The 26,636-nt window shown below is 66.3% G+C and carries 26 protein-coding genes; 13 read left to right on the plus strand and 13 right to left on the minus strand.

Going from position 1 to position 26,636, the window contains the following annotated elements; translation table 11 throughout:
* Positions 1 to 9: 9 nt before the first annotated feature.
* Together IFR23_RS19325 and IFR23_RS19330 are read left to right on the plus strand one after the other, a co-directional pair.
* Positions 10 to 1,014, plus strand: coding sequence for an alpha/beta fold hydrolase (locus IFR23_RS19325; RefSeq protein WP_192977238.1), 1,005 nt, complete (start codon positions 10 to 12; stop codon positions 1,012 to 1,014).
* Between the two features lie 38 nt (positions 1,015 to 1,052).
* Entirely contained in the window at positions 1,053 to 2,102 is a 1,050-nt protein-coding gene (locus IFR23_RS19330) for an NAD(P)/FAD-dependent oxidoreductase (RefSeq protein WP_192977254.1), read from the plus strand.
* Positions 2,103 to 2,475: 373 nt separating this feature from the next.
* Here the strand turns inward: IFR23_RS19330 and IFR23_RS20355 are convergent, their stop codons facing one another.
* The gene (locus IFR23_RS20355; protein ID WP_244655804.1) at positions 2,476 to 2,847 is read right to left on the minus strand and encodes a hypothetical protein; all 372 of its coding nucleotides are present in this window, start codon (positions 2,845 to 2,847) and stop codon (positions 2,476 to 2,478) included.
* Between IFR23_RS20355 and IFR23_RS19340 the strand changes: the two genes are divergently transcribed.
* The gene (locus tag IFR23_RS19340; RefSeq protein ID WP_244655805.1) at positions 2,846 to 3,376 is read left to right on the plus strand and encodes a hypothetical protein; all 531 of its coding nucleotides are present in this window, start codon (positions 2,846 to 2,848) and stop codon (positions 3,374 to 3,376) included. The genes IFR23_RS20355 and IFR23_RS19340 overlap by 2 nt on opposite strands.
* Before the next feature lie 124 nt (positions 3,377 to 3,500).
* Here the strand turns inward: IFR23_RS19340 and rnhA are convergent, their stop codons facing one another.
* From rnhA to ispH, 3 genes are read right to left on the minus strand one after another with little or no spacing between them, the layout of a single operon-like run.
* Positions 3,501 to 3,965, minus strand: a complete 465-nt coding sequence (gene rnhA / locus IFR23_RS19345) for a ribonuclease HI (protein ID WP_192145546.1) — start codon at positions 3,963 to 3,965, stop codon at positions 3,501 to 3,503.
* Positions 3,962 to 4,912, minus strand: coding sequence for a homoserine kinase (gene thrB / locus IFR23_RS19350; RefSeq protein ID WP_192977241.1), 951 nt, complete (start codon positions 4,910 to 4,912; stop codon positions 3,962 to 3,964). Before thrB ends, rnhA begins: the two co-directional genes overlap by 4 nt.
* Position 4,913: 1 nt before the next feature.
* Positions 4,914 to 5,870: a 4-hydroxy-3-methylbut-2-enyl diphosphate reductase gene (ispH, locus tag IFR23_RS19355; RefSeq protein ID WP_192977242.1), complete on the minus strand. Its 957-nt coding sequence runs from the start codon at positions 5,868 to 5,870 to the stop codon at positions 4,914 to 4,916.
* A gap of 121 nt (positions 5,871 to 5,991) precedes the next feature.
* On the opposite strand from ispH, the gene IFR23_RS19360 reads away from it, so the two are divergent.
* A complete protein-coding gene (locus tag IFR23_RS19360; RefSeq protein ID WP_181321053.1) occupies positions 5,992 to 6,645 on the plus strand; it encodes a hypothetical protein in 654 nt (217 codons plus the stop codon).
* Positions 6,646 to 6,743: 98 nt separating this feature from the next.
* Here the strand turns inward: IFR23_RS19360 and IFR23_RS19365 are convergent, their stop codons facing one another.
* The gene (locus tag IFR23_RS19365) at positions 6,744 to 7,352 is read right to left on the minus strand and encodes a Dps family protein (protein WP_192145540.1); all 609 of its coding nucleotides are present in this window, start codon (positions 7,350 to 7,352) and stop codon (positions 6,744 to 6,746) included.
* Positions 7,353 to 7,528: 176 nt separating this feature from the next.
* Between IFR23_RS19365 and IFR23_RS19370 the strand changes: the two genes are divergently transcribed.
* From IFR23_RS19370 to IFR23_RS19380, 3 genes are all read left to right on the plus strand, one after another.
* Complete coding sequence (locus IFR23_RS19370) at positions 7,529 to 8,443, plus strand: ROK family protein (protein WP_107961525.1); 915 nt, start codon at positions 7,529 to 7,531, stop codon at positions 8,441 to 8,443.
* A 90-nt stretch (positions 8,444 to 8,533) separates the two neighbouring features.
* Entirely contained in the window at positions 8,534 to 10,438 is a 1,905-nt protein-coding gene (locus IFR23_RS19375) for a putative bifunctional diguanylate cyclase/phosphodiesterase (protein WP_107961526.1), read from the plus strand.
* A complete protein-coding gene (locus IFR23_RS19380; protein ID WP_244655806.1) occupies positions 10,438 to 12,324 on the plus strand; it encodes a CHASE4 domain-containing protein in 1,887 nt (628 codons plus the stop codon). Before IFR23_RS19375 ends, IFR23_RS19380 begins: the two co-directional genes overlap by 1 nt.
* Before the next feature lie 35 nt (positions 12,325 to 12,359).
* Here IFR23_RS19380 and dinB read toward each other — a convergent pair whose 3' ends face one another.
* A complete protein-coding gene (gene dinB / locus IFR23_RS19385) occupies positions 12,360 to 13,442 on the minus strand; it encodes a DNA polymerase IV (RefSeq protein ID WP_192977243.1) in 1,083 nt (360 codons plus the stop codon).
* A gap of 100 nt (positions 13,443 to 13,542) precedes the next feature.
* On the opposite strand from dinB, the gene IFR23_RS19390 reads away from it, so the two are divergent.
* Entirely contained in the window at positions 13,543 to 14,967 is a 1,425-nt protein-coding gene (locus tag IFR23_RS19390) for a phospholipase D-like domain-containing protein (protein ID WP_192977244.1), read from the plus strand.
* A 58-nt stretch (positions 14,968 to 15,025) separates the two neighbouring features.
* Here the strand turns inward: IFR23_RS19390 and ctrA are convergent, their stop codons facing one another.
* From ctrA to IFR23_RS19410, 4 genes are all read right to left on the minus strand, one after another.
* Positions 15,026 to 15,727, minus strand: coding sequence for a response regulator transcription factor CtrA (ctrA, locus tag IFR23_RS19395; RefSeq protein ID WP_093398904.1), 702 nt, complete (start codon positions 15,725 to 15,727; stop codon positions 15,026 to 15,028).
* 152 nt (positions 15,728 to 15,879) lie between these two features.
* Positions 15,880 to 16,971: an AI-2E family transporter gene (locus IFR23_RS19400; protein WP_192977245.1), complete on the minus strand. Its 1,092-nt coding sequence runs from the start codon at positions 16,969 to 16,971 to the stop codon at positions 15,880 to 15,882.
* Between the two features lie 390 nt (positions 16,972 to 17,361).
* The gene (gene mqo / locus IFR23_RS19405) at positions 17,362 to 19,080 is read right to left on the minus strand and encodes a malate dehydrogenase (quinone) (protein ID WP_192977246.1); all 1,719 of its coding nucleotides are present in this window, start codon (positions 19,078 to 19,080) and stop codon (positions 17,362 to 17,364) included.
* A gap of 248 nt (positions 19,081 to 19,328) precedes the next feature.
* Positions 19,329 to 20,234 carry a LysR family transcriptional regulator gene (locus IFR23_RS19410; protein WP_107961532.1) on the minus strand — a complete coding sequence of 302 codons (906 nt, stop codon included), beginning with the start codon at positions 20,232 to 20,234 and terminating at the stop codon, positions 19,329 to 19,331.
* Positions 20,235 to 20,494: 260 nt separating this feature from the next.
* Here IFR23_RS19410 and IFR23_RS19415 point away from each other — a divergent pair, with 260 nt between their 5' ends.
* The 3 genes from IFR23_RS19415 (at position 20,495) to IFR23_RS19425 (ending at position 22,613) form a co-directional block, all read left to right on the plus strand.
* Positions 20,495 to 21,214, plus strand: coding sequence for a pirin family protein (locus IFR23_RS19415; protein WP_107961533.1), 720 nt, complete (start codon positions 20,495 to 20,497; stop codon positions 21,212 to 21,214).
* A 170-nt stretch (positions 21,215 to 21,384) separates the two neighbouring features.
* Complete coding sequence (wrbA, locus tag IFR23_RS19420) at positions 21,385 to 21,987, plus strand: NAD(P)H:quinone oxidoreductase (RefSeq protein WP_192977247.1); 603 nt, start codon at positions 21,385 to 21,387, stop codon at positions 21,985 to 21,987.
* 110 nt (positions 21,988 to 22,097) lie between these two features.
* Positions 22,098 to 22,613 (plus strand): YciE/YciF ferroxidase family protein, encoded by a 516-nt coding sequence (locus tag IFR23_RS19425; RefSeq protein WP_192977248.1) that lies wholly within the window; start codon positions 22,098 to 22,100, stop codon positions 22,611 to 22,613.
* 64 nt (positions 22,614 to 22,677) lie between these two features.
* Here the strand turns inward: IFR23_RS19425 and IFR23_RS19430 are convergent, their stop codons facing one another.
* Both IFR23_RS19430 and IFR23_RS19435 read right to left on the minus strand, forming a co-directional pair.
* Complete coding sequence (locus tag IFR23_RS19430) at positions 22,678 to 23,058, minus strand: hypothetical protein (RefSeq protein ID WP_192977249.1); 381 nt, start codon at positions 23,056 to 23,058, stop codon at positions 22,678 to 22,680.
* 117 nt (positions 23,059 to 23,175) lie between these two features.
* Positions 23,176 to 23,889 carry an OmpW/AlkL family protein gene (locus IFR23_RS19435; RefSeq protein WP_274599211.1) on the minus strand — a complete coding sequence of 238 codons (714 nt, stop codon included), beginning with the start codon at positions 23,887 to 23,889 and terminating at the stop codon, positions 23,176 to 23,178.
* A gap of 127 nt (positions 23,890 to 24,016) precedes the next feature.
* Between IFR23_RS19435 and hemN the strand changes: the two genes are divergently transcribed.
* Both hemN and IFR23_RS19445 read left to right on the plus strand, forming a co-directional pair.
* Complete coding sequence (gene hemN, locus IFR23_RS19440) at positions 24,017 to 25,339, plus strand: oxygen-independent coproporphyrinogen III oxidase (RefSeq protein WP_192977250.1); 1,323 nt, start codon at positions 24,017 to 24,019, stop codon at positions 25,337 to 25,339.
* Positions 25,329 to 26,030: a Crp/Fnr family transcriptional regulator gene (locus IFR23_RS19445; RefSeq protein WP_192977251.1), complete on the plus strand. Its 702-nt coding sequence runs from the start codon at positions 25,329 to 25,331 to the stop codon at positions 26,028 to 26,030. Before hemN ends, IFR23_RS19445 begins: the two co-directional genes overlap by 11 nt.
* On the opposite strand, the gene IFR23_RS19450 is transcribed toward IFR23_RS19445, so the two are convergent.
* The coding region (locus tag IFR23_RS19450; protein WP_192977252.1) for an ATP-binding cassette domain-containing protein at positions 26,027 to 26,636 on the minus strand (610 nt) is incomplete at its 5' end. The two genes, IFR23_RS19445 and IFR23_RS19450, sit on opposite strands and share 4 nt — an antisense overlap.

Raw genomic sequence — 26,636 nt, forward strand, 5'->3', positions numbered from 1 at the left:
CTAACGGAGATGGCTTTCGAAAAAGTAACCGTCCCCGGTAATTTCCTTCCCAATTCCGGGACCTTCGCCGGGCCGGATGCCCTCCAGGCCGTGCGCCGTGCGATTCCCGCCGATGCACGCGTGGGATGGTGGACGGCACCCGATGGCTGGAAGCTGCGACGTTTCGACTGGCTCGCGGCCAGCCCGCGTGGGCGCCTGTTGTTCCAGACCGGTCGCGGCGATATCTTCGAGAAATATCTGGAGACGCTCGCATATTTCCACGCAGGCGGTTGGTCCGTCACTGCGTTCGACTGGCGCGGGCAGGGTGGTTCGGGGCGGCTGTCGGCGGATCCCCATGTCGGCCATGCGAGCGATTACGGCGTGTTCGACTCGGATCTCGCGGCGTTCTGGGCGGACTGGATCGCGGACGGTGATCTGCCCAGCGTCGTACTGGGCCATTCGATGGGCGGGATGATGGTCATGCGCGCGCTCGCGAATCGCGCGATCCGTCCCGATGCAGCGATCCTCGTCGCGCCGATGATCGGGTTGAAAGCGCCGCTAGGCGCGGCGTTCAGTGGTACGGTTGCACGCTGGATGGCGAAATACGGCGACCCGGCTCGCGCGGCCTGGCGTAACAACGAACGCCCCGGCTCGGTCGCATCGCGGCAAACGTTGCTGACGCACGACATCGACCGCTACGCCGACGAAGGCTGGTGGCAGCGGCAACATCCCGAGCTGGTGCTGGGCCCGCCAAGCTGGGCGTGGCTTGCGCAGGGGTTCGCGGGCGCCGCCGCACTTGCCGTCGATCCGCGGATCGAGTCGATGGACACGCCGGTGCTGATGCTCGTCGCCGAGGCCGACAAGCTGGTCGATCCTCCCGCGGCGCTTCGACTAGCGGCACGGTTGCCGGACGCGCAAGTCGTGCGCTTCGGTCCAGAATCCGCGCATGAGATTCTCCGCGAGGCAGATCCGGTGCGCAACCGCGCGTTGTCGGCGATCGATGCGTTCCTGGCCGCGTGCGTGCCGTCGCAGTGACGGCGTCCGTGTACGATATCGCGATCGTCGGTGCCGGCATGGCGGGCACCAGCCTCGCTGCGGCGATCGGATCGCAGGCCAGCACGCTCGTTCTCGAAGCCGAGGATGCGCCCGGCTATCATGCGACCGGGCGTTCGGCGGCATTCTGGTCGGAAACCTATGGCGGCCCCGGTATTCAGCCGCTTACCACCGCGTCGGGCCCGGTCCTCCAGGCCGGCGGGCATCTGGCACCGCTCGGCTCGCTGCATGTCGGTCGCGCCGAAGACGAGTCCGCGATGGACGCGTTCCTCGCCGAATTCGCCGGTAGCGACGTCGTCTTGGACCGCGTCGATCCGGCCGCGTTCATCCCCGGCCTCCGCACCGCTTGGACGCTGGGCGTGCAGGAGGCGAGCTGCGCGTATATCGACGTGGCCGGACTGCACGCCGACGGTATCGCCTTGGCCCGGCGGGCAGGCGTGGACTTCGTCACCGATGCCGCGTTGGTGAGCGCAACGCGTGCGGATGGCGTCTGGACGATCGAGACGAAGGCCGGCGCCTTTCGTGCGCGCACACTCGTCAACGCGGCGGGGGCTTGGGCCGACGCGGTTGCGATCCGCGCCGGCGTCCGTCCATTGGGGCTGCAAGCCTATCGCCGAACGATGGCGCAACTTCGCACCGATCCCGGCGCGCCGGCGGGCTTGCCGCACGTCGCGGACATTGCGGGCCGCTTCTATTTCAAGCCCGAGCCCGGTGGTCGGCTCTGGCTCAGTCCGCACGATGAAACCCCGACCGACCCGTGCGACGCGGCGCCCGAGGAGATCGACATCGCGATCGCGGTCGACCGGTTCGAGCAGGTCGTCGACTGGCGTGTCGCTGCGGTCGAACGAAGCTGGGCGGGGCTGCGCACGTTCGCGCCCGATCGCCTGCCGATCTATGGCTTCGATGTCCGTATGCCTGGCTTTTTCTGGTGCGCGGGGCAGGGCGGCTTCGGCATCCAGACCGCACCCGCCGCAGCCATGCTCGCGGCCGGTCTCCTGCTCGATACTCCGCCCGATCGCGCTATCGCGGCCATCGACCCCGCTCGCTATTCGCCGAGTCGTTTCCGCTAAACGCGCAACAACAGCATCAAAGCGACGTCCGCGGATACAAAGCGATCCGGATGTTTGTGCGATTTCGACTACCAAATCGGTAGATGAATCCCGCGCTGGACTGGATAATTTCCCGCGCAAGCTTCGCGCAAAAGAACAGCAATGAACTAGTCGGCAAAACTAGAAAAATGTTAGTTTTTGTTCGTGGTTAACGCTTCATAACCATGACCTCATCTTAGGCGATGTCGTCGGGATGCCAAGGCAACGACGAAGTTGGTTTGGCTGTAGTGGTGGTGGAAGCACAATGGACAAGCTTTTCGTGGGAAGTGCCGTCTCGACGATCAGCGCGCGCGGCGAACTGGTGCTTCCGGAGCAATTCTGCATCGCGATACAGTCACGCGGCGCTCGCGAGGATCTGTTCATCGGTCTTCACGCCGACGATCCCTGCATGCTCGTCTATGACGGCACGAGCGTCGTCGATCAGCACCGCGAACTCGCTGCGAACTGGGAAAGCGGTGCGCGCGATACGCTGCTGCGAAGACGCCTCGGCTTCGTCGCGCCCGCGCAGATGGACGGCAAGGGGCGGATCGCGATCGCGTCGTGGATGCGCGCGCGCCGCGGCGTCCGGCAGCGCGCGCTGCTGGTCGGCATGGGACATCATTTCGAGGTCTGGAATCTCGATCAGGTGCTTGAACAGGGGCCGGGCGACCTGATCGTGCTGGCCGCACTGCATCTCGATACATCGATCATCAAGGAGGATCATCATGAACCTGCTCTGTCACGCCTCGGGGCACGTCGCCGCGCCGCTCGTCCTGGAAAATCAGGGGTTCCTGTTCAGTCGCTGCCAGCGGTGCCGGCACGACTTGATCCGCTCCGTCCGATCGTCAGCAGGGTCGTCGGAAGTCGATAGCTGGACAGGGGTTCCGGAGGGCCTGCGCGTGGCGTGGCGCTCGGCGGACGTGTCCGCGTTCGACCAGCCGTCCTGGTTGCAGCGATCGTGGGAACGGGTGCGGGATCGCGGCCATCAGTCGAGCGTCGCGGTCACCGATGCGGCACAGGTCGCGCTGGCGGTCGTCGGCTGGCATGTCACCGATGCGACACGGCGTGCAAAGGCAACGACGCTCGCCGCCTATCGTTCGGGCCGCCAGGTCATTCGCCTGCCACGCCCGGCGCCGCGCTCGACCCGCCCACCGCATGCCGGCATCGTCATCATCAACCTGACGATGAACCGCGAGCCGTACGCCCGTGACGCCGTTCACACCGATACGCAGTTCGGCGACATGGTCGGCGCGTAAGACGGAACATGCGTCCCCGGCGGAGGTCGGGGCCCAGTCGGGATACGGCGCTAAGGGAGGGTGACGCGCCGTGGTCTCCACATCCTGCTGGGCCCCAACCTGCGCCGGGGACGTGCCGATTGGGCTAGCGTCGCCCGGCAGCCACCGCGGCGTCGCTCGCGAGCTTGTCCGCGCGCTCGTTCTCCGGGTGGCCTGCGTGACCCTTCACCCACTGCCACTCGATCTTGTGCCGCGCGACCGCCGCCAGCAGCGCGTGCCACAGTTCGGCGTTCTTCACCGGCTTCTTGTCGGCGGTCTTCCAGCCATTGCGCTGCCAGCCCTTCACCCACTTGGTGAGGCCGTCCATCACGTATTTGCTGTCGGTGTACAGCGTCACCGCACACGGCCGGGTCAGCGCGTTGAGCGCCTCGATCGCCGCGGTCATCTCCATCCGGTTGTTGGTCGTCGGCGTCTCGCCGCCCGACAATTCCTTCTCGTGCGCGCCCATGCGGATCACCGCCCCCCAGCCGCCGGGGCCCGGATTACCCTTGCACGCGCCGTCGGTGAAGATCTCGACCTTGGTGATGGAAACGGGAGCTTCGTCAGTCATGCGAATAGATCGTCCTTGCGATACGCCTCGAACCGCCGCCAGTACGCCAGCGGATCCTTGCGCGTCACCAGCGCATCCGCCGGCGTATTGAGCCAGTCCCACGCGCGCGTCGCCAGAAAGCGGAGGCACGCCCCCTGCGCCAGCACCGGCAGCGCGGCGCGTTCGGCAGCCGACAGCGGATGCTGGTCGACATAGCCCGCGACCAGCGCCTTGCCGACCGCAGCGTCGTAATTCTCGCCCTGCGCATCGAACGCCCAGGCGCTGTGCATGATCGCCAGATCGTACGCGCGGACGTCGGTGCACGCGAAATAGAAGTCGATCAGCCCCGTCACCCGGTCGCCGAGCATCAGCACGTTGTCGGGAAACAGGTCGGCATGGACGACGCTGCGCGGCAGGTCGGCAGGCCACGCCGCCACCACGTCGTCCGCCGCCGCGCTCACCGTATCGAACAACCCCGGCCCGATCGCATCCAGATCGCGGCCGCACTTGGCAAGCAACGCGCGCCACCCGTCCGGCCCCAGCGTATTGGCGCGCTCCTGCGCAAACCCGGCAAGGCTGACGTGCATCGACCCCATCGCCGCACCGGCCGCGCGGGCCTGCGCCTCGGTCGGATGCGACACCGATACCCCGGTCAGGAATTCGATCAGGCACGCCGGTCGCCCGCAGAGCTCGTGGATCAGCGCACCGCTGCGATCGGGCAGCGCACGCGGCACCGGGTTCCCGTCGACCGCGAGATGATCGAGCATCGCCATGAAGAACGGCAGATCGTCCGCCGACACGCGCTTTTCGTACAGCGTCAGGATGAACCGCCCGGTCGTCGTATCGAGCAGATAGTTGCTGTTCTCGACTCCCTCGGCGATGCCCTTTGCCGAGACGAGTTCGCCGTGATCGAACTTGGCGAGGAACGCGCCCAGCGCCTCCGCCGACACCTGCGTATAGACCGCCATGCTAGGCGGCCGCCTCCAGTCCGCGTGGCAGCTTGAACGCGATCGTCTCGCGGTTCGTCTCGACCTCGCGCTCCGACACCGTGAACCGCTCCGACAGCCGGTCGACCAGTTCGCGGACCAGCAATTCAGGGGCCGACGCGCCCGCCGTGATCCCCAGCGTGCCGACGCCCGCCAAGAAATCCCAGTCGAGCTCGCTCGCGCGCTGGATCAGCATCGCCGGCGTGCCTTCGCGCTCGGCGACCTCGACCAGCCGTACCGAGTTGGACGAATTGGGCGCGCCGATCACCAGCACCGCATCGACGCTGTGCGCGATCGCCTTCACCGCGGTCTGGCGGTTCGACGTCGCGTAGCAGATGTCCTCGCCCCGCGGCGGCAGCATCTGCGGGAAGCGGCGCTGCAACGTCGCCACCACCGCTGCGGTGTCGTCGACCGACAGCGTCGTCTGCGTCAGGAAGGCGAGGTTGGTATGATCGATCGGCATGAACACTTCGGCGTCCTCGACCGTCTCGATCAGCGACATCGCGCCTTCGGGAACCTGTCCGAACGTCCCGATCACCTCGGGATGCCCGGCATGGCCGATGAACACGATATGCCGTCCGGCAGCCACCAGGCGCTCGGCCTGCCGGTGCACCTTCGATACCAGGGGGCAGGTCGCGTCGAGATATTCGAGCCCGCGATTCTGCGCGTCGAGCGGCACCGACTTGGGCACGCCGTGCGCCGAGAACACGACCGGCGCACCATCGGGCACCTCGTTCAATTCCTCGACGAAGATCGCGCCCTGCGCCTTCAGCGTGTCGACGACGAACTTGTTGTGGACGATCTCGTGGCGGACATAGACCGGCGCCCCGTGTTTCTCGATCGCCAGTTCGACGATCCGGATCGCGCGGTCGACGCCAGCGCAAAAGCCTCGGGGTGCTGCGATCAACAGTTCGAGCGGCGGCTTGTCGATTGGGCTCATGATGGCTTGCCTCTACGCGATTGCTTGCCTGGACGATAGCCGGTTCCTATGGTGCCCGCCGACCAGGGAGCGCGTGTCGTCGCGACGCTCTCAACGCTCGTTCGAGAAGGTACGCGTTCCCGTGAAAGCCCCCACCCTAGCCGTTTCCGCGTGTGCGATCCTTCTGAGTGCCAGTCTCTTGGGCGGATGCGCCACCAAGGGCGAAGTCGACGCGACCGGCGGTATCTCCGCGGTCCGTTCGGTTTGCCCGCCAGTAGCGATCCCGGCCGCGACCGGCGACATCACGCTGTTCAATCCGACCACCAGCCGGGACCAGTCGGCGATCGACGTCGCCGCGTTGATGACCAACGTCCGGTCGACCTGCGCCGACGCCACCGATCAGGTCGTCACCAGCGTCAGTTTCGATATTCGCGCCCGTCGCAACCGCACTGAGGGCGCACGCGACGTGACGTTGCCGTACTTCATCACGGTGGTTCGCGGCGGCAGCGCGGTCGTCGCCAAGCGCGTCGGCCGTGTCGCGTTGCACTTCGATGCAGGCCAGGCGCTGGCCTCCGCCTCGGCGACCGCATCGGCGACGGTCGCGCGTTCGGCAGCGACGCTGCCCGACGACGTCCGCGAAAAGCTCACGCGCAAGCGCAAGGCAGGCGATCAGGATGCCGCGGTCGATCCGCTGAGCACCCCCGAAGTCCGCCAGGCCGTTCTGCGGGCCAGCTTCGAGGCGTTGGTCGGGTTCCAGTTGACCGACGACCAGCTCAAGTACAACGCCACCCGCTAAGACAAATCGCCTCGACGGTTTACCGTCGAGGCGATCAGTCCGACTCGGTTAGAGCGAAGCGCCCCTCTCCCGACGATATGCCGGGAGAGGGGTATTGCTTACTTGTCGCCGCGCACCAGCTCGGTTGCGGCCAGATGTTCGGCCAGGAACCACACCTGCGGCTCGTGCGTGCGAACTATGTTGCTCACCAGCAGATCGTTGGTGCCGTCGTCGCCGGATTCGTCAGCGGCTTCCGCACCCTCATGCGCCTGACGCAGGATGATCTCGTGTGCTTCGAGCAGACGCGCGAGTTGCGTCGGCACGTCCTCGCGGCCCTTCGGCGGACGCGGAATGGTCGTCATTTCGGCGACGTCGGGCGCCATCGCGATCGAGATGCCGCCAAGCGCCATGATGCGCTCCGCGACGAGATCGACGAGCGCGGCCTGCTCCTCGTAATGCTTGTCCAGCAGCAGATGCAGTTGGTAGAACGTCGCGCCCGACATCTGCCAGTGATGCTTCTTGTACATGTCGCGAAGCGTCATCGTGTCGGCGAGCACCTGGTTCAGGATCGAGACGCTCTGCGCGCGCGCATTGTCCTCGAGTGCGATCGGTAGACGCTTCAGCGTGCCGTACGGCTGGATTTCGCGATATTCGACCTGGTATTGCGGCTGCGCCTCGCTCGATACGTTCGTGTCGACCTTGGGCAGCTTTGCGGGTTTCTTCGCCATCGGAAATTCCTGTCTGTTCGTGTGAACTCGACGGTCTTAACGCATGATCGGCCAGATCGACAGCAAGCGAAATCCTCGCTCACCGTGATCGCAATCACGCCGGAACGCGGGCTCGCCTCTTGACGGGAGCACCGCAGCAAAGGAAGCGGGCCGCGACAACGCGTTGGGAGTTGAGGATGACGGAAGCACCACTGGTCGCAGGAATCGAACTCGGTGGCACGAAATGCATCTGCATTCTTGCGCGCGGACCCGACCAGATCGAAGAAACCGTACGCATTCCCACGACGCGGCCCGACGAGACGCTGGCCGCGATCGAGGCGGTGCTCGATCGCTGGAGCGGGTTCGTGGCGATCGGTATCGCCAGTTTCGGTCCGGTTTCGATCGATCGTCACTCGCATGATTACGGCCACATCACGTCGACGCCGAAGCCCGGCTGGGCAGGAACCGACATCGCCGGCCGCCTGCAACGGCGCTACGGCGTACCCACCGGCTTCCACAGCGATGTCGTCGGCGCGGCGCTGGCCGAGGCGTTCTGGGGCGCTGCCAAGGGTCTGCCCGATATCGCCTATGTCACCGTCGGCACCGGTGTCGGTGCCGGCATGATCGCGGGCAACCGTCCGGTCGACGGGCTGACGCATTCAGAACTCGGCCATATACGACCCGCGCGGTTCCAGGGCGATGACTGGATCGGCAATTGCCCGTTCCACGGCGCCTGCATCGAGGGGCTGGTCGCCGGGCCGGCGATCGCCGCGCGGATCGGCTTCCCCGCGGACCAAGCACCGGCGGACCATCCCGTCTGGGACGGTGTCGCCGACGCGCTCGGCCAGCTCTGCCATACGCTGGTGCTGACCGGGATACCCCGTCGCATCGTCATGGGCGGCGGCGTGATGGGCGCATCGCATCTGTTCCCGCGCGTGCGGGCGGCGATGACGCGCAGCCTCGGCGGCTATATCACGCTGCCCGAGGTGGCACTTACCGACACGTTCATCGTGCCGCCCGCGCTTGGCAACAATGCCGGCCCGCTCGGCGCAATCGTGCTGGGTGCTCAGGCACTTGGCCATCAACTCGAAACGTCGTTTACAGCGTCTTAACCGTAACCCACTAGCCCTTGCTGCAATAGCGAGCAGCACAGGGCGTCACCGCGAACCGTGGATGCAGTGCCCACAAGGAGCGGTTTTTGGATGCGTATTCTCATCGTGGACGACGAGCCGGCGATGCACGACAGCTACCGGCGCAGCTTCGCCGGGCAGCGGTCGGACAGCGACGAGGCGCTGGGCGCGATGGCCGCGGAACTGTTCGGTGAGAATACGCCTGTCGGGGAGGGGCTGCCTGATTTCGCGCTGACGCACTGCTGGCAGGGGCTCGATGCGGTCGATGCGGTCGACCGGGCGCATGCCGACGGCGATCCGTTCGCGGTCGCGTTCATCGACATCCGCATGCCGCCCGGCATCGACGGTCGCGAGACCGCCCAACGCCTTCGCGCGCTCGATCCCGAGATCAACCTCGTCATCGTCACCGGCTATTCCGACTTCTCGCCGGTCGAGATCAGCAAGGTCGCAGGCCCGGCGGACAAGATCTTCTATATCGCCAAGCCGTTCGAGGTTGCCGAGATCACGCAGACCGCGACTGCGCTCGCGAAACGCTGGGAAGTCGATCGCGAACTGAAATCCGCCCGCGAAACGCTCGCGTCGCAGGTGGTTCAGTTGCAGGAACAGGGCGCCGAACTTGCCGCGAACGAGAGTCGCGCGATCCACATCGCGACTCACGACTCGCTGACCGATGCGCCCAATCGGCTCGCCTTCCTGCGCGCGTTGGCCGAGCGGACCCGGACCAAGGGGCTGTTCGCGACCGTGATGGTCGACCTCGATCGCTTCAAGCTGGTCAACGACACGCTCGGGCATCTCGCGGGCGACGCGCTCATCCGCGAAGTCTGCGGCATCCTCGGCCGGTCTTCGCCCGAACACGCGCTCGTCGCTCGGCTCGGCGGCGACGAATTCGGCATCCTGTTCGAAACGACGGGCGAGGCGGACGCGGTGATGGCGTGCGAACGGGTCGTCGCGGCGTGCTCGGTCAGTCTCCAGGTGTTCGGCAATTCGGTCCAGGGCGGCGCGTCTGCGGGGCTCGTCGTCAGCGAAGGTGGGCAGGGCCGCGATCCGGTCGACGTCATGCGCCGCTCCGATCTCGCGCTCAACGATGCCAAGCGCGGTGGCCGCGGGATCGTCCGGTTGTTCGACGAAAGCATGGACGAGGGGATCCGCTTCCGTCGCCGTGTCGAAGGGGGGCTGAGCCAGGCGATCGCCAAGGGTGAGTTGAGCCTGGTCTATCAGCCGATCGTCTCGCGCGACGTGGTCGAGGTGGTCGGGTTCGAGGCGCTGGTCCGCTGGAATACGCCCGAATACGGGCAGATGAGCCCGGCGACCTTCATTCCGATCGCGGAGGAATCGAACCTCATCCACGAACTCGGCGATTGGGTACTCGGTCAGGCTCTGGAGGTGCTGAAGCAATGGCCCGGCCAGTATGTCTCGGTCAATTTCTCGCCCCGCCAGTTCCGTCGCCACAATTTCGTCGGGCACATCATGAAGTGCGTCCAGCGCGCCGGCATCGCGCCTGCACGGTTGCAGATCGAGATCACCGAGACGGCGATCTTCGATGATGCGGAGCGCGCGGCGGAGACGCTCTACAAGCTGCGCCAGATGGGCTTCCGGATCGCGCTCGACGATTTCGGGACGGGCTATTCGAGCCTCTATAACATCCGCAAGTTCGCGCTCGACTGCCTGAAGATCGACCGTTCGTTCATCGACGGCATGGGCCGCGAACGCGAAAGCGCCGCCATCGTCCATTCGATCATCCACCTAGGCCGTGCCCTCGGCTTGGGTGTGATTGCGGAAGGCGTCGAGACCGAGGCACAGGTTCAGGCATTGCGTCTCGCCGGTGCGAGCCATCTCCAGGGCTATTATTTTTCGCGCCCCGTCTCCTCTGCGATCGCGCTCGAAATGGCCAATGCGCGGTTCATGGGTGGCGAGGATGACACGGCGGGAGATGCGGCGGTGGTGCCACGCAAGCTGGGCGGCGGGGCGCTCGGCTGATGCCGACCATCGGGAGGGGGCGTCTTCCCGCGACGCTCGGTCTTCAGTTCGGCCGCATGCGAAGCCGCACGTCGCTCGGTGCAAAGCTCGTGTTGATCATGACCGTGGTCGGCCTCGTCGCGGCGGTCGCGGTCACGCTTTTGCTGGCAACGATCATCACGCCCAGTTTCACGAAGCTCGAAGACAAGGCAATCGCCGCGCATGTCGAGCGCACCCGTGCTGCGCTGTCCGAATACGCCGCCGAGCTGGAAAGCGCGGTGCGCGACTATGGCGACTGGAGCGACAGCTACGATTACATGGCGCATCCTTACACGCGGTTCGAACGCGAGAGGTTTTCACCGGAGGCGATGCGCAGCATCGACGTTCAGGGCATGGCGTATGTTGCGCCTGACGGCCGTATCGTCATCGCTCGCTGGCGTGATCCGACCAGCGGCGCCGAACGTACCGGCATGCGCGAGCAGCTGACCGCGATGATCGGCCAGACCGATCTTGCGCGCGTCCTTGGTGGGCGCAGTTCTGGGCGTTTCTTTGCAAAAATCGGCGGAAGCGTCGCGGCGATCGGCGTGGCGCAGGTTCGGCGCTCGGACGGCACCGGCTCGGCACGTGGCTACGTACTGATGGCACGGGTCATCACGGCAGGACAGATTTCGGACCTGCTCGGGCTCGACGCGACGATCGACCTGAACCCGCACGGTGGTAGCGAGGCCGTCGCTCTCGGCACGTCCAAGATGATGATCGCGGTGCCGATGATGGGGCCGAACGGCCAAGCCATTGCCCGCACGCAGTTCAGCGTACCGCGCGACGTGTTGTTGCTGGGGCGCCGGATGCTGCTGCTCGCGGTCGCCGGTTCGACGGTGCTGTTGCTTCTGATGCTCGTCATGCTGCGACGGATGATCGATCGATCGGTTCTGCGGCCGCTTCACCGGGTGGAGGGGCACATGCAGCGCGTCCGCGTCTCGGGTTCGCTCGCGCTGCTCGAAGAGGACGGCCGGCGCGACGAGATCGGCTCGCTCGGACGAAGCTTCAACGCGATGCTGCGCCAGTTGAAGGATTTGCGCGAACGGATCGAGGTGCAGTCGTTCGATCTCGGGCGCAGCGAAAGCGCGGTCGCGGTCATGCACAACGTCCGCAACGCGCTGAACCCGATCAGCACGATACTGAGCCAGGGCATTGCGCAACGGTCGCCGGTCGACCGTGCCACGCTCGACCGGGCAATCGCCGAACTGGCACGGGGCGACGTGCCGGCCGTGCGCCGCGAAAAGCTCGCGGCGTTCGTGACCGCGGCGATCGAGGCTGAGGTCGCCAGTCGCCAGGCAACCCGCCGCGAACTCAAGATCGGCCGCGAGGCGATGGCGCACGTCCTCGAAATCATCGGCCAACAGCAGAGTGCCGCGCACGAGCGCCCCAAGCTCGAGGTGTGCGACGTCACCGACATCATTGCCCGCAACGCGACGATTGCCCGCTATTCGCAAGATGCCTCGATCGCGTTCAGCTTTCCGGCCGGGCCGACCATGGTGCTGGCAAGTCGGATCATCCTGAGCCAGGTCATCGGCAATCTGTTCGGTAACGCGGTCGAATCGATCGTCGCGCGGGGGCTCGGCAGCGGATCGATCATCACGTCGATCACGAACGCCGATGACCGCGTGACGATCCTGATCCGCGATGACGGAGAGGGGTTCTCGACTGAAAGTGCGGCGATGCTGTTCCAGCGCGGCTTCTCGACGCGCGCTCATAAATCGGGTGGGCTGGGACTCCACTGGTGCGCGAATTCGATGAACGCAATGGAAGGATCGCTGCGGCTTGAAAGCGACGGGCCGGGGTTGGGTGCGGTTGCGCTGCTCACGCTGCATGCCGGCGATACGGCATCACTGATAGCCGCATCGTAGGAGCTTCTCCGAAGCGATCGCCTACGCAAAAGTCTTCAAAGCAAGCTCGGCTGCACTTCGTCGTCTTCGCCCATTATTCCCGACAGCGTGAGGCCTAGCAGTCGAACCCCGTCGGGTACCGGCAGTTGTGCCATCAGTAGGTCGAGTCCGGCGGCGAGGAAGGCCGCCTTGTCCGTCACGGCGGAAGCCGAGGACCGTGCGCGCGTGATCGTGCGGAAGTCGGCGTGGCGCAGCTTCAGCGTGATCGTCCGGCCGCGCGTACCATGCCGTTCGATCCGGACCCACGCGGCGTCTGCGACCCGGTCGAGTGCTGCCCGCAGGTCTTCGGGATCGCTGAGATTGGTTTCGAACGTGCGTTCGGCGCCGACCGACTTGGCGGCGCGATCGACGCGTACCGGACGATGGTCGATGCCGCGCGCCGCGCCGTACAGATAGTCCGCATAGCTGCCGAAATGCGCCTGGAGAAACGTGAGGCTCTGGGCGAACAGATCGGCTCCCGTGAGGATGCCGAGCCGCTCCATCTTCTGCGCGGTGACCGGGCCGACGCCGTGGAACCGCTTCACCGGCAACGACTGCACGAACGCCGCGCCACGCTTCGGCGTGATGATGCAGATTCCGTCGGGCTTGTTTTGGTCCGATGCGAGCTTGGCGATGAACTTGTTGTAGCTCACCCCCGCCGACGCGGTCAGGCCGGTATCCGCCTTGATCCTGGCGCGGATCTCCTCGGCGATCGCCGCCGCGGTGCCCAAGCCCCGAATGTCCTCGGTCACGTCGAGATACGCCTCGTCGAGCGACAAGGGTTCGATCAGCGTGGTGTAATCGGCGAAGATCGCACGGATCTGGTCCGATACGCCGCGGTAGACGTCGAACCGCGGGGGCACGAACACCAGGTCGGGACAGCGTCGGATCGCGGTGACCGACGGCATCGCGCTGCGGACGCCGAACGCGCGCGCTTCATAGCTGGCCGCCGCCACCACGCCGCGCGCCCGCGACCCGCCGACCGCGACCGGCTTGCCCCTGAGCGAGGGATCGTCGCGCTGTTCGACCGACGCGTAGAAGGCATCCATGTCGACATGGATCACCTTGCGCTGCACCGGGGGCTGGGTAGGGGGAAGCATCGAAGCGTTAGATAGGCGCACGGGCGGCGGCGATACAGGGCGTCCACGCAACCAATTGCGCCGCCGCGCATAGTGCCGACGTGCAGACGAAGGGACGTGAATGCAGGTCGGGACGGAATGCTGGCGGATCGAACGCGCCGACCAGATGGCGGTGATCGTCGATGCCGCGGACTATTTCCGCACCGCGCGCGTCGCGATGCTGGGCGCCAAGCGCCGCATCCTGCTGATCGGGTGGGACTTCGACGCGCGTATCTCGCTGGAGCCGGGCGTGGACCGTCCGGGCGAGCCCAAGACTTTGGGCGGCTTCATGCACTGGCTGGTCGAGCGCGAACCCGAACTCGAGATCTTCGTGCTGCGCTGGGATACCGGTGCGATCAAGTCGCTGTTCCGCGGGTCGACGCTGTTCACGATGCTCAAATGGATGCGACACAAGCGCATTCATACGAAGCTCGACGGGCACCATCCCACTGCGGCGTCGCATCACCAGAAGATCGTCATCATCGACGATGCGCTGGCATTTTGCGGCGGGATCGACATGACCGGCGATCGCTGGGACACGCGCGAACACCGCGACGGCGATCCGCATCGCGTCCAACCATCGGGCAAGCCGTACAAGCCATGGCACGACGCGATCAGCGCGGTGGAGGGACCTGTCGCCCATGCGCTGGGCGAGCTGTTCCGCCGCCGGTGGCATCTGGCTGGTGGCGTGAAGATGGCACCCGGCGTGCCCGGCGGGCGGAGTTGGCCCGAAGGGCTGCCAGTCGACTTCCACAATGTCGACGTGGCGATCGCGCGCAGCGAACCCGAAATGTCCGACCAGGAGCCGGTGTATGAGAGCGAGGCGCTGTTTCTTGGTCAGATCGCGCGGGCGAAGAAATATCTGTACATCGAGAGCCAGTATTTCGCGTCGCGCAAGATCGCCGAAGCCGTCGCGAGGCGTCTCGACGAGGCGAATGGCCCGGAAATCGTCATCATCAATCCGACGACCGCGCAGGGGTGGCTGGAGCCGCTGGCGATGGACACCGCGCGGGCGCGGCTGATGGAGGCGCTGCACCGCCGCGACACGCACAAGCGGCTGCGCATGTATCATCCGTACACCGCGGGCGGCGCGCCGATCTATTGCCACGCCAAGATCCTGATCGCCGACGACGACGTGTTCCGCCTGGGCTCGTCGAACATGAACAACCGGTCTTTGCGGCTCGATACCGAGTGCGATCTCGCGATCCGTGCAACCGACACGGCGACGTCGAAAGGCATCGCGACGATCCGCGACGGACTGATCGCGGAGCATCTCGGCGTCGAGTCGCAGGTGGTGAGCGATCTCGTTGCGGAGACGGGATCGCTGATCCAGACGATCGAGCGATTGCGCGGCAAGGGGAAGACGTTGCGTTGTTACGAAGTGCCCGATCTCACCGCGGTCGAGGAATGGCTGGCCGACAACGAGGTGCTCGATCCCGAAGGTCCTCAGGAGATGTTCGAGTCGCTCAGCAAGCGTGGGCTGTTCCGGCGGTGGCGGCGTAAATAGGAAAGGCCGCGGCACCCCCCGGTACCGCGGCCTCAAGCGCTCCCGAAAAACAGGGGAGTTACGCGACCTGGGCTTCGAGCGCCTCGTCGGGTTCGCGCAGGACGTAGCCGCGACCCCAGACCGTCTCGATGTAATTCTCGCCATCGCACGCCAGGCTGAGCTTCTTGCGGAGCTTGCAGATGAACACGTCGATGATCTTCAGTTCGGGCTCGTCCATCCCACCATAAAGGTGATTGAGGAACATCTCCTTGGTCAGGGTCGTGCCCTTGCGGAGCGAGAGCAGCTCCAGCATCGCATATTCCTTGCCGGTCAGGTGGACGCGGCTGCCATCGACTTCGACCGTCTTCGCGTCGAGATTGACCGCCAGCTTGCCGGTGCGGATGACCGACTGGCTATGGCCCTTCGAGCGGCGGACGACGGCGTGGATGCGTGCGACCAGTTCCTCGCGGTGGAACGGCTTGGTGACGTAGTCGTCGGCGCCGAAGCCGAAGCTGCGTACCTTCGAGTCCATCTCGTTCACGCCCGACAGGATCAGCACCGGCGTCGACACCCGCGCGACCCGCAGGCGCTTGAGCACGTCGTAGCCATGCATATCGGGCAGGTTCAGATCGAGCAGGATGATGTCGTAATCATACAGCTTGCCCAGATCGAGGCCTTCTTCCCCGAGATCGGTGATGTAGACGTTGAACCCTTCGGTCGTCAGCATCAGCTCGATAGCCTTGGCCGTGGTCGGCTCGTCCTCGATCAGCAGCACCCGCATGCGTCGTCCCCTTATCGCGAGACCGCCCGACACCCCATGTCAGCCGCTCGACTTCGATTCATTAACCACACAACATCTGAAGGCAAAAGGTTAATTTCGAACTAAGGTTGGTGCCTGGGTGCGTCCCGATTGCTGCTGACCGCTTGTTTTTCTTACAAATCATCCGCCGGCGGACGTGGTGTGAGATCAGGTCCCAATAATGTTCGGTGTACGGTTCGCGGGATATCCTCACCAAGAACTTCGCGCAGATACAGGCTGCGGACGAGCGTGAAGATCACCACCAGCAGCGCCGCCGAGAAGAATAAGCCGAACAGTCCGAAGATCGTACCGATGCCGATGATCGCAAACACCGTGATCGCGGGCGGGATCGAGATCACGCGGTTCTGCACGTACGGCGTGATGAAATTGGTCTGGACGAGCCGCACGACCGCATAGGTGACGAGCGTGCCGACGATCGACGAAGTGCCCTGCGTCGCGGCGAGCCCGAGCGCGGGGATCATTGCCGCGGTCGGCCCGATATACGGAATGAATTCCGATAGCCCGGCGAGCAGCCCGAGCGCGGCGGCGCTGGGGACGCCCGAAAACCAGAGCCCGATGCCGACCAGAATGCCCATCGTCGTCATCAGGATCAGCGACGAGCCGAGCCACAGCCGCAGCGTCGAGCCGACGTCGAACAGGGCATCCTCGACCGCGGCACGCTTCGAGCGCGGGATCAGCAAGAGGAAGCCGCGTTCGTACACCTTTGGATCGGCGGCGAAGAACAACGCGCCGACCAGCAGCAACAGACAGTTGAGCACGAGTTCGCCCGCGCCCGTCACGAGTCCGCCGACGTCCTGCGCGACCTTCGACCCGGCATAGGCCTGCTGCACGGCGTCGACGAGCTTCGCGCCGACCGCGCTTTGCGAGAGATACGCGGCGAGTTGGTCGAGCAGCGCCGGTGTCTGGGCGATCAGGACGTTGACCTGGCTGCGGAACTGCACGCCGAACAGCCAGACGAGGAAGGCGATGATGCCGAGCACGGTGGCGATGCCGAGGCCTAGCGCCGGCTTGCGTGGAACGCGGAGATGGTCGCGGTAGAGATCGGCGATCGCGTGGATGACGATCGCGCCGAGCATCGACCCGAAGGCGAGGATGAGCAGGTCGCCGGCCTTGTAGAGTGCGGCGACGACCGCGACGATCACGATGGTCAGTACGACGCGGCGAATGAAGCGCGAATCGTCCGAGTCGGGGGCGAGGCGGTTCATGCGGATGCGGGCCGCGCGAGGGGCGTCGTACGAGGCAAAACCGAGTGAAGTATAGAAAGTGTAGACGCTGGGAGACTTTGTGCACATCGCGTTCGATCGCTGAACACGGGCATCTCGCCGTCGGTTTGGCGTTGCAGGGTTTGGAAGGTCGGATCGCTCATCGTTCGACCGTGGCAGATCGCCACGGCGTAGGACAGCCGTTCCAAGGACTTAAGCTACGTTCCGGAAGTAACGGGCGCTGATCCTCCCCCGCCAGGGGGAGGTGTCGCCGAAGGTGACGGAGGGGGAGGACACGCAACGGCAGTCATCGCCTGCCTCCCCCTCCGTCTGGCAAGTGCCAGCCACCTCCCCCTGGCGGGGGGAGGATTGTAGAATAGCCGTCGTTCGAGCTTACAGCGCGAGGTCGGGGCTGCGGTCTGGCTTTACGCGCATGGCCGCGGGGCGTGGGCTGGCTGCAACGCCGACCGTGGGCGAGGGGATCGCGAGTTGCAGCGTGTCCGCGGTCGAGGCCCAATGCTCGGCGAGGACGTCGGGGGTCTCGTTGAGCATCACGCCGTAGGTCGGCACGATCTCGCGGATCTTCGCCTGCCAGCCGGCGGTGGCGAGGTGGTTCGGGAACACCTTCTTCAACAGGTTGAGCATGATCGACGGCGCGGTCGAGGCCCCCGGCGAAGCGCCGAGCAGCGCGGCGATCGAGCCGTCCTTCGACGCGACGATCTCGGTGCCGAGCCGCAGCACGCCGCCCTTCTCCGGATCGCGCTTGATGATCTGGACGCGCTGGCCCGCCTGCCACAGGCGCCAGTCGCCGTCCTTCGCACCCGGGAAATACTCGCGCAGGGCATCCATCCGGTCGCTGTCCGACATGATGAGCTGGCCTGCGAGATATTCGACGAGGTCGAAATCATCCCAGCCGACCGCGAGCATCGGCCGGAAATTGTCGAGCGTGACCGACGCCGGAAGATCGAAATACGAGCCTTCCTTGAGGAACTTGGTCGAGAAGGTCGCGAACGGGCCGAACAACAGCGCCTGCTTGCCATCGAGGAACCGCGTGTCGAGATGCGGCACGGACATCGGCGGCGAGCCGACCGCGGCCTTGCCGTAGACCTTGGCGAGATGGCGGTGCGTGATTTCAGGCTTGTCCGCGACCAGGAACGAGCCGCCGACCGGGAAGCCGGCATAATCGTCGGCCTCGGGAATGCCGGACTTCTGCAGGATCGGCAGCGCGCCGCCGCCTGCGCCCGCGAACACGAAGCGTGCCTTGATGACCTGCTTCTCGTCGGTCTTCATGTCGCGTGCGGTGACCCGCCAGCGCGCCTTCTTGCCGCCGATCGTCTCGCGTTCGAGCGAGCGGACCTCATGCCCCGTGGTCAGCGTGAAATTGTCCTGCTTGGCGAGCGACGCGATGTACTGGCGCGTGACCTCGCCCCAGTCGCAGTCGGTTCCTAGCGGCGAGCGCGTCGCGGCGAGCTTGGTGCCGGGCGCGCGGCCCTCCATCATCACCGGCACCCACTGCGAGATCTGCTTCGGGTCGGTGGTGAATTCCATCCCCGAGAAGAGCGGGCTCGCCTGGAGCGCGGCGTGGCGCTTTTGCAGGAAGGCGACGTTGGCATCGCCCCACACCAGATTCATGTGCGGCGTCGAATTGATGAACGAGCGCGGGTTGGCGAGGATGCCGGTATCGACCTGATGGCTGAGGAACTGGCGCGTGACCTGGAACTGCTCGTTGATCTCGACCGCCTTGGCGATCTCGACCTTGCCGTCAGCCTTGTTGACCGGCGTGTAGTTCAGTTCGCAAAGCGCGGAGTGGCCGGTACCGGCGTTGTTCCAGCCGTTCGAGCTTTCGTCGGCGACCTTGTCGAGGCGCTCGACCATCTCGATCGTCCAGGTCGGCTCGAGCTCGCGCAGAAGGACGGCGAGCGTCGCGCTCATGATGCCGCCGCCGATCAGCAGGACGTCGACCGTCCGCTCGGTGGTCGCGGCGTCGGCGTGTGCGATCGGCAGCGCGGCTGCACCGCCGGCGACGATCGCCGAGCCGAGCAGATTGCGCCGGGTCACGCCGGTCTTGGATACTGGGGAGATCGTGTCGTTAGCGTCTGGCCGCATGGTCATGCCTTTACGTTTCGGCATGGCCCGCTGTCCCGACACAGGCCGAAGACGACGAGAATCCATAACCGGATTATCGGGTCAGCCACGCGGAAATCACGGAATCGATACACGAACTACCGACTGAGCGCGGCCGCTGCTCAAAGTCCTCATCCCGGTATCGGGTGTCGTTGGGATCGCGCTGGGTTGCAAACTCGAGCGCCTATCCAGCCTCTTACATGGCATCCGTCCCGGTTTTGCGCAAGGTCGTCGCGTCAGGCTTGCCCCGCGTTCGGATCGCGGAGGCGTGCGGCGAGGAAGTCTATCAGGGCCTCGACGCGCGCCGGGCGGAGGGGGCTTGGCGGGGTCAGGAGGTGGAGTCCGATCTTCGCGGGCGCCCAGTCCTCCAGGATGACGACGAGCTCGCCGGACGCGATATGCCGGTCGACGATGAAGTCGGGCAGACGCGCGATGCCGAGCCCGGCGATCAGCGCGGGAACGATCGCCTCGCCGCTGTTGGCGGTGAGCTGACCTTGCAGGCGGACCGAGACGTCGGCGCCGCCAGGACCATGGAAGCGCCACGGGCCGACGACGTTCGAATAGCCGACCAATTGATGCTCGCCGAGCTGTGCCGGGTGCGTCGGGGTGCCGTGTTTGGCGAGGTAACTCGGTGCGGCGACGGTGTGCGCCTGGATGCTGCACAGGCGGCGGGCACGTAGCGAGCTGTCGGGAAGCTCGGCGATCCGCAGCGCGACGTCGAAGCCTTCCGCGACGATGTCGACGCGTGCGTCGGAGAGGTGGAAATCGACCTCGATACCCGGGTGCGCGACGAGGAACTCGGCGAGGATCGGTGCGACGTTGGTGACGCCGAAGCTCATCGGGGCGGCGAGACGGACGCGGCCGGTATGCGCGCTGGCGGCGTCGTGTGCGGACTCCTCGGCGGCGCGGGCTTCGGCGAGGATGCGCGCGGCGTGCTCGGCGAGCGGCTTGCCGGCTTCGGTGAGCGCGAGGCGGCGCGAGGTGCGGTGGAAGAGCGACTGGCCGAGATGCGCTTCGAGGCGGGTGATCGCCTTCGACACGGTCGCCTTGCTGAGCCCGACCGCATCGGCGGCGGCGCTGAACGAGCGGTGCTCGACGACGCTGGCGAAGATCGCCCAGGCTTCGAGATCGGGCAGGCGCATGTGGGGGTCTCCGATACTAGAGCCGTACTGGATTTACCCCCCCGGCGGAGGCCGGGGCCCAGTTGGAAAGGTGGTCGTAACGAAGGACTGCGCTTCGTTATCGACGTTCCCCAACTGGGCCCCGGCCTTCGCCGGGGAGGTGCACTCTATGGGTTCTTTATCTGGAGCTCACGTTAGCCACCGAAACGATCGGTTTCCAGCGTTTCTATTTACGTCATGATCGCAGCACTTATCTTGGGTTCAACCAGTGGAGACATATCATGACGACCACGACCCTTTCCAAAGTCGAACGCCGCCCCTTCGAGAGCCTCGGCCATGCCGATCATGGCTGGCTGAATGCGCGGCATCATTTCTCGTTCGCGAACTATTACGATCCAGCCCGCATGGGCTGGGGCGCGATCCGCGTCTGGAACGACGACCAGATCGCCGCGAACTCGGGCTTTCCGCCGCATGCGCATAGCGACATGGAGATCATCACCTATGTCCGCAGCGGCGCGATCACGCATGAGGATTCGCTCGGCAACAAGGGCCGCACCGAAGCCGGTGACGTGCAGGTTATGAGCGCGGGCACCGGCGTGCGGCATGCCGAGTATAATCTCGAGCCCGAGACGACGACGATCTTCCAGATCTGGATCGAGCCTTCGCGGAAAGGTGGCGCGCCGAGCTGGGGTGCCAAGCCGTTTCCGAAGGGCGAGCGCTCGGGGCAGTTCGTGACCTTGGCGAGCGGGTTCGAGGGGGACGGCGATGCGTTGCCGATCCGGGCGAATGCGCGGGTGCTGGCGGCGACCCTGAAGGCTGGCGACAGCGTCGACTATGCGGTCGGCGAGGGACGCCACGTGTATCTGGTGCCGGCGACCGGTGCGATCACGATCGGCGACGACGCCTTTGCCGCACGCGACGGAGCGGCGCTGACGGGCGGCCAGACGGTGACGATCACGGCTCAAGAGGACGCCGAGATCGTTCTGGTAGACTCGGAGTAAGCGTCTTTCCCCTCCCGCTGGCGGGAGGGGGCAGGGGGTGGGCTCGCGCTTACCTCCGCCGTGACCATCGTTGAAGATACGCACTTCGATCCGGCGCGCTTGCCGAAGCCGGGTGCCCACCCCCCAGCCCCCTCCCGCTCGCGGGAGGGGGAGCCAAGAAGGAAACACATATGACCAAGGTTCTCGTGCTCTATTACTCGTCCTACGGCCATATCGAGCAGATGGCGGATGCCGTCGCCGAGGGCGCGCGCGCCGGTGGGGCCGAGGTCGACATCCGCCGCGTCGCAGAAACCGCACCGCAGGCGGTGATCGAGGCGGCGCACTTCAAGACCGACACCGCGCACGCCGAGATCGAAGGCCCCGCCGCGCTCGAGCAGTATGACGCGATCATCGTCGGTGCGCCGACCCGCTTCGGCCGGATGCCCGCGCAGATGGCGCAGTTCTGGGACACGACCGGTGGCCAATGGTTCTCGGGCGCGCTGATCGGCAAGGTCGGCGGTGCGTTCACCTCGACCGCGAGCCAGCATGGCGGCCAGGAAACGACGTTGTTCTCGATCATCACCAACCTGCTGCACCACGGCATGACGATCGTCGGGCTCGACTACGGCTTCCAGGCGCAGATGGGCGTCGATGCGGTCAAGGGCGGCACCCCGTACGGCGCGTCGACCTTGTCGGACGGCGACGGCAGCCGCCAGCCGAGCAAGGACGAGCTCGACGGTGCGCGCTACCAGGGCAAGCGGATCGCCGAGACCGCGGCCAAGCTGAGCGCATAGCGGCTTCGCTCCGGTGGTGGCCGGCCCGACGAAACTTACCCCAGGGTAGGACGTTGCGCCACCACCGGAGCAGTTCGCTTCGCGTGCACCAGCTATGCGAGGATATGATCATGGGCCTGTTTTCCAAGGACATCGCGACGTTCGAAGACCTGTTCCTGCACCAGTTGCAGGACGTGTATTATGCCGAGCACCAGATCACCAAGGCACTGCCGAAGATGACCGACAAGGCGACCGCGCCGGGTCTGAAGGCCGGGTTCGAAACGCACCTGCGAGAGACCGAGGGACAGATCGTTCGGCTCGAGCGGATCTTCGAACTGTTGGGTGAGAAGGCCAAGGCGGTGACCTGCCCGGCGATCGACGGGATCATCAAGGAAGCGAACGAAGTCGCGGGCGAGATCGCGGACAAGGCGGTGCTCGACGCGGCGCTGATCGCGTCGGCGCAGGCGGTCGAGCATTACGAGATCACGCGCTATGGCACGCTGATCGCGTGGGCGAACCAGCTTGGTCGCAGCGAGATCGCGGCGATCCTGAAGGAAACGCTCGACGAGGAATATGCGACCGACGACAGGCTGACCGCGATGGCGACGTCGAAGGTCAATCCGAAGGCCGAGGCGGTTACCGCCTGAGCCTTTCGCGACGTAACTAAGGAAAAAGGGCCGGCGATCATGCGATCGCCGGCCCTTTTTTCGTTCAGGCCTTCTTGCGGGCGCGCTTGGGTGCCGCGGCGGCGGCGACGTCCTCTTCCTCGTCCGGCGCATCCTCACCGGCTTCGCTCAGCGCCTCGCCGAGCGCCTTCAGCTTGTCCTGCGACTTGTCGGCCTTGTCGGCGATCTTGGTTGTCGCGGTGCCGAGGCGGTGAAGCAGCGCGTGGACGCGGTCGGCGTCGGGTTCGCCCTTCTCAAGCTGCTTGCGCAACGATCCGAGATCGCGAAGGATACCCTTTGCGCCCGGCGTGTCGAGATCGGCGAGCGCGGCCTCCCAATCCTCGATCATGTCGGCACCCTTGTCCGGCTTGGTCGCATCGAGCCCGCGGTTGATCGCGTTCATCGTTCCTGCAAATTTAACGGCCATTTCCATCCTCTCCATGACGCCTTCTGGCACCCGACCAACGCCGCGGATTGGTGGAAATGTCCTCTTGATATGGGTATCTGCCGGTAAAGTAACGCAGGATACCGTCGCGCCTCCGACCTATAGTCGGATGCCCAGGCCGACCCCGAAGACCAGCGGATCGAGGCCGAGCTTCACGCGCTGCGTCCCCGCAGCAGCGGTGTCGAGGCGAACGGTCGTGTCGATATCGATGTATTTGACGTCGAGGTTGAGGAAGACCTTCGGCGTGATATCGATATCGACGCCGGCCTGCGCCGCCCAGCCGAAGCTGTCCTTCATGCGGACCCGCGTGGAACCGACTGCGGCCTGAAGGCCGTGCGACGCCTTCTCGTTCCAGAAGACCGTGTAATTGAGCCCCGCGCCGACATAGGGCCGGATGTGGCCGGTCGGCGCGAAGTGATATTGCGCGGTCAGCGTCGGCGGCAATACCCAGGTGCTGGCGAGCTTGCCGATGCTCCCGGTCGTGCCGCTCGTCCCGCTCGCCTTGTGCTTGGTGGTCGAGGCGATCAGCTCGAAGCCGATGTGATCGGTCGCCATGTAGGTCGCGTCGATCTCGGGCATGCCGCTGTCGTTCACCTCGACCTTCTCGCCGGGGAAGGCGGGAAGGATGCTGCCGGATTTCTCATTGGGCGCCACGACGATCGCACGGACGCGCAACAGCACGTCGCCGGCACGGATGCCGACACGCGGCGCCGCTTCAACGGGCGCGGCCTGCGCCTGCGCCATCGCGGGGAGCGCGAATGTGCCTGCCGCCATGGCCAGCAATGTGGCTGCACGCTGCGTGATGCTCGTCATATCAATCGTCCTCGTCGTGGTGGGACACCGAATAGGCGCGCACGACGACCGCGCCCTTGACGGCGAACAAGGCGCGGATTGATCGCGGTCAAAGGCAGCGTGATCGCGCGCGCGCATCGCCGTCGGCATGTGGCGCTATCACCCAGAGCTGCTCGCGCGCGCCGTACCGCGCTATACAAGCTATCCGACCGCGGCCGAGTTCGGCGACGACGTCGGCCATGCCGACATGGCGGAGGCGGTGGACGGGGTTGCGGCGGACGCAGGCGTGTCGTTGTACGTGCACATCCCGTATTGCCACGCGGTCTGCTGGTATTGCGGGTGCAACACCGGGGCGATCAACCGCGGCGCGCGGCTCGACGCGTATCTGGCGCGGTTGCACGAGGAGATCGACCTGCTCGCCGCGCGGCTCGGCGGACGCGGGAGGATCGGACGGATCGCGTTCGGCGGAGGCAGCCCCAACGCGGTCTCGCCGGACGCGTTCGTGACGCTCGCCCGTCGTATCCGCGACGCCTTTGCCTGCGACGACGCGACATGGTCGGTCGAACTCGATCCGCGCGGCTTCGATGCCGACTGGGCGCATGCGATCGCAACGACGGGCGTGACTCGGGCGAGCCTGGGCGTGCAGACGTTCGACGCGGGATTGCAGGCGAGGATCGGGCGGGTCCAGCCGACCGCGGACATCCGCCTCGCCGTCGACCTCCTGCGGCATGCGGGCGTGGATTCGATCAATTTCGACCTGATGTACGGGTTGCCCGGGCAGGACGAGGCGGCGCTGGCGGCGACGCTCGACACCGCGGTGGCGATGGCGCCGGAGCGGCTGGCGGTGTTCGGCTATGCGCACGTGCCGCAGATGATCCCGCGCCAGCGACGGATCGACGCGCGTGCCTTGCCCGATGCGGAAGCCCGGTTCGTGCAGGCGGCGCAGGCGCATGCCCGGCTGACGGGCGCCGGCTATCGGGCGATCGGGTTCGATCATTTCGCGGTGCCGGGGGATGCGCTCGCACGGGCCGCGGCGGCCGGCACGCTGCGCCGTAATTTCCAGGGCTTCACCGAGGATCGGGCGGAGGTGCTGATCGGGCTGGGCGCGAGCGCGATCAGCCAGTTCCCCGACCGGCTGCTGCAGAACGAGAAGAACGCCGGGCGCTGGCATGCGGCCATCGGGCAAGGGAGGTTCGCGATCGCGCGCGGGCTCCGGCGAAGCGACGAGGACCGGGTTCGCGGCGATGCGATCGAGGCGATCCTTTGCAGCGGCGGCGCGAACCTGTCCGACGTGCCCGATCTGGCGGCGGTCGATGCGCGGCTGGGTGCCTTCGCGGCGCGCGGGTTGCTGCGGCGGCAGGATACGCGGCTGGAACTGGCGGCGGGGGCGGTGCCGTATGCGCGGGCGATCGCGGCGACGCTCGACGCGTATCGCACGGGAGATACCGGCCGGTTCAGCAATGCCGTCTGAGCCGGCCTCCGCGATCCCGGCGCGGTGCGCGGCGTGCGCGGCGCGCGATCTGTCGCTGTGCGCAGGACTGGCGGACAGCGAACTCTCCGCGCTCAACGCGATCGGGCGGCGGCGCATGTTGCCGGCGGGTCAGGTGGTGAGCTGGGCCGGCGATGCCGCGGTGGTGTGCGCCAATCTGGTGTCGGGGGTGCTGAAGGTCGTGCGCGAGGAGCCGGACGGGCGCACGCAGATCGTCGGGCTGCTGTTTCCCGGCGATTTCGTCGGCGAGCTGTTCGTGCGGCACGGCGCCGACACGATCGCGGTGCTCGCCGAGGCGGAGCTGTGCGTCTACCCGCGCGAGGCGCTGGAGCGGACGCTGGCGCAGTATCGGGGGGCGGAACGGCTGTTGCTGCGACGGACGCTGGCGACGCTGGCGGCGGCACGGCGCGCGCTGCCGATGCTGGCCCATGCACGGGCCGATGCCCGGCTGGCGGCGTTCCTGCTCGACATGGCGCGGCGCGCGGGCGTGCAGGATGGCGGCGTGGTGATGCTGCCGCTGTCGCGTGGCGAGATCGCCGAGGCGCTGGGGCTCGCGATCGAAACGGTGAGCCGGCACATGACCGCTTTCCGCGACGAGGGGCTGATCGCGCTGTCGGGCCTGCGCGGCGTCACGCTGCTCGATCGCGCGGCGCTGGAGCGACTGGTCGGCTAGCGTGCGCCGGCCTGGCGGATCGCCAAGCGCCGGGTGCAGAGCGCGAGCAGCGTGGGGCGGTGGCTGACGAGGATCAGGCCCTGTCCGGTCCGGGCGATCCGCGCGCCGAGCCGCGCGACCACCCGCGCCAGCGTGGCCGCATCGAGGCCTTCGCCGGGCTCGTCGAGCAGCAGCCACGGCGCGTGCGCGACATAGGCACGGGCGAGCGACAATCGCCGCCGTTCGCCACCAGAGAGCCGCGCGCCGTCGTCGTCGAGCCAGGTATCTAGGCCTTGCGGCAACGCGCGGACCACATCGTCGAGCGCGGCATCGGCCAGCGCGCTCCATAGCCGCGCATCGTCGGCAGCAGGATCGGCGAGCATGAGGTTGTCGCGGATCGTGCCGGCGATCAGCGCGGCGTCCTGCGGTGCCCAGGCGAACGTCGCGCGCAGCGTCGCCGGGGCGAGATCGGCAATGTCGATGCCGTCCAGCATCGCGCGTCCGCGCGCGATCGGGCGCAGGCCGAGCAGCATCTCGACCAGCGTCGTCTTGCCGATCCCCGATACGCCGGTCAGCGCGATCCGGCCGCCGGGCGATGCGGTGGCGCCATCGAGCGTCAGCGTGGGG

This window comes from Sphingomonas sp. CFBP 13603 (genome assembly GCF_014892665.1).
Lineage (GTDB): Bacteria > Pseudomonadota > Alphaproteobacteria > Sphingomonadales > Sphingomonadaceae > Sphingomonas.

Excerpts from the sequence above, each read along its gene's own strand:
- IFR23_RS19325 (WP_192977238.1), top strand. The coding sequence starts at position 10 with ATGGCTTTCGAAAAAGTAACCGTCCCCGGTAATTTCCTTCCCAATTCC.
- IFR23_RS19330 (WP_192977254.1), top strand. The coding sequence starts at position 1,053 with ATGGCGGGCACCAGCCTCGCTGCGGCGATCGGATCGCAGGCCAGCACG.
- IFR23_RS19340 (WP_244655805.1), top strand. The coding sequence starts at position 2,846 with ATGAACCTGCTCTGTCACGCCTCGGGGCACGTCGCCGCGCCGCTCGTC.
- IFR23_RS20355 (WP_244655804.1), bottom strand. The coding sequence starts at position 2,847 with ATGATGATCCTCCTTGATGATCGATGTATCGAGATGCAGTGCGGCCAG.
- rnhA (WP_192145546.1), bottom strand. The coding sequence starts at position 3,965 with ATGACTGACGAAGCTCCCGTTTCCATCACCAAGGTCGAGATCTTCACC.
- thrB (WP_192977241.1), bottom strand. The coding sequence starts at position 4,912 with ATGGCGGTCTATACGCAGGTGTCGGCGGAGGCGCTGGGCGCGTTCCTC.
- ispH (WP_192977242.1), bottom strand. The coding sequence starts at position 5,870 with ATGAGCCCAATCGACAAGCCGCCGCTCGAACTGTTGATCGCAGCACCC.
- IFR23_RS19365 (WP_192145540.1), bottom strand. The coding sequence starts at position 7,352 with ATGGCGAAGAAACCCGCAAAGCTGCCCAAGGTCGACACGAACGTATCG.
- IFR23_RS19370 (WP_107961525.1), top strand. The coding sequence starts at position 7,529 with ATGACGGAAGCACCACTGGTCGCAGGAATCGAACTCGGTGGCACGAAA.
- IFR23_RS19375 (WP_107961526.1), top strand. The coding sequence starts at position 8,534 with ATGCGTATTCTCATCGTGGACGACGAGCCGGCGATGCACGACAGCTAC.
- IFR23_RS19380 (WP_244655806.1), top strand. The coding sequence starts at position 10,438 with ATGCCGACCATCGGGAGGGGGCGTCTTCCCGCGACGCTCGGTCTTCAG.
- dinB (WP_192977243.1), bottom strand. The coding sequence starts at position 13,442 with ATGCTTCCCCCTACCCAGCCCCCGGTGCAGCGCAAGGTGATCCATGTC.
- IFR23_RS19390 (WP_192977244.1), top strand. The coding sequence starts at position 13,543 with ATGCAGGTCGGGACGGAATGCTGGCGGATCGAACGCGCCGACCAGATG.
- ctrA (WP_093398904.1), bottom strand. The coding sequence starts at position 15,727 with ATGCGGGTGCTGCTGATCGAGGACGAGCCGACCACGGCCAAGGCTATC.
- IFR23_RS19400 (WP_192977245.1), bottom strand. The coding sequence starts at position 16,971 with ATGAACCGCCTCGCCCCCGACTCGGACGATTCGCGCTTCATTCGCCGC.
- mqo (WP_192977246.1), bottom strand. The coding sequence starts at position 19,080 with ATGACCATGCGGCCAGACGCTAACGACACGATCTCCCCAGTATCCAAG.
- IFR23_RS19410 (WP_107961532.1), bottom strand. The coding sequence starts at position 20,234 with ATGCGCCTGCCCGATCTCGAAGCCTGGGCGATCTTCGCCAGCGTCGTC.
- IFR23_RS19415 (WP_107961533.1), top strand. The coding sequence starts at position 20,495 with ATGACGACCACGACCCTTTCCAAAGTCGAACGCCGCCCCTTCGAGAGC.
- wrbA (WP_192977247.1), top strand. The coding sequence starts at position 21,385 with ATGACCAAGGTTCTCGTGCTCTATTACTCGTCCTACGGCCATATCGAG.
- IFR23_RS19425 (WP_192977248.1), top strand. The coding sequence starts at position 22,098 with ATGGGCCTGTTTTCCAAGGACATCGCGACGTTCGAAGACCTGTTCCTG.
- IFR23_RS19430 (WP_192977249.1), bottom strand. The coding sequence starts at position 23,058 with ATGGCCGTTAAATTTGCAGGAACGATGAACGCGATCAACCGCGGGCTC.
- IFR23_RS19435 (WP_274599211.1), bottom strand. The coding sequence starts at position 23,889 with ATGACGAGCATCACGCAGCGTGCAGCCACATTGCTGGCCATGGCGGCA.
- hemN (WP_192977250.1), top strand. The coding sequence starts at position 24,017 with ATGTGGCGCTATCACCCAGAGCTGCTCGCGCGCGCCGTACCGCGCTAT.
- IFR23_RS19445 (WP_192977251.1), top strand. The coding sequence starts at position 25,329 with ATGCCGTCTGAGCCGGCCTCCGCGATCCCGGCGCGGTGCGCGGCGTGC.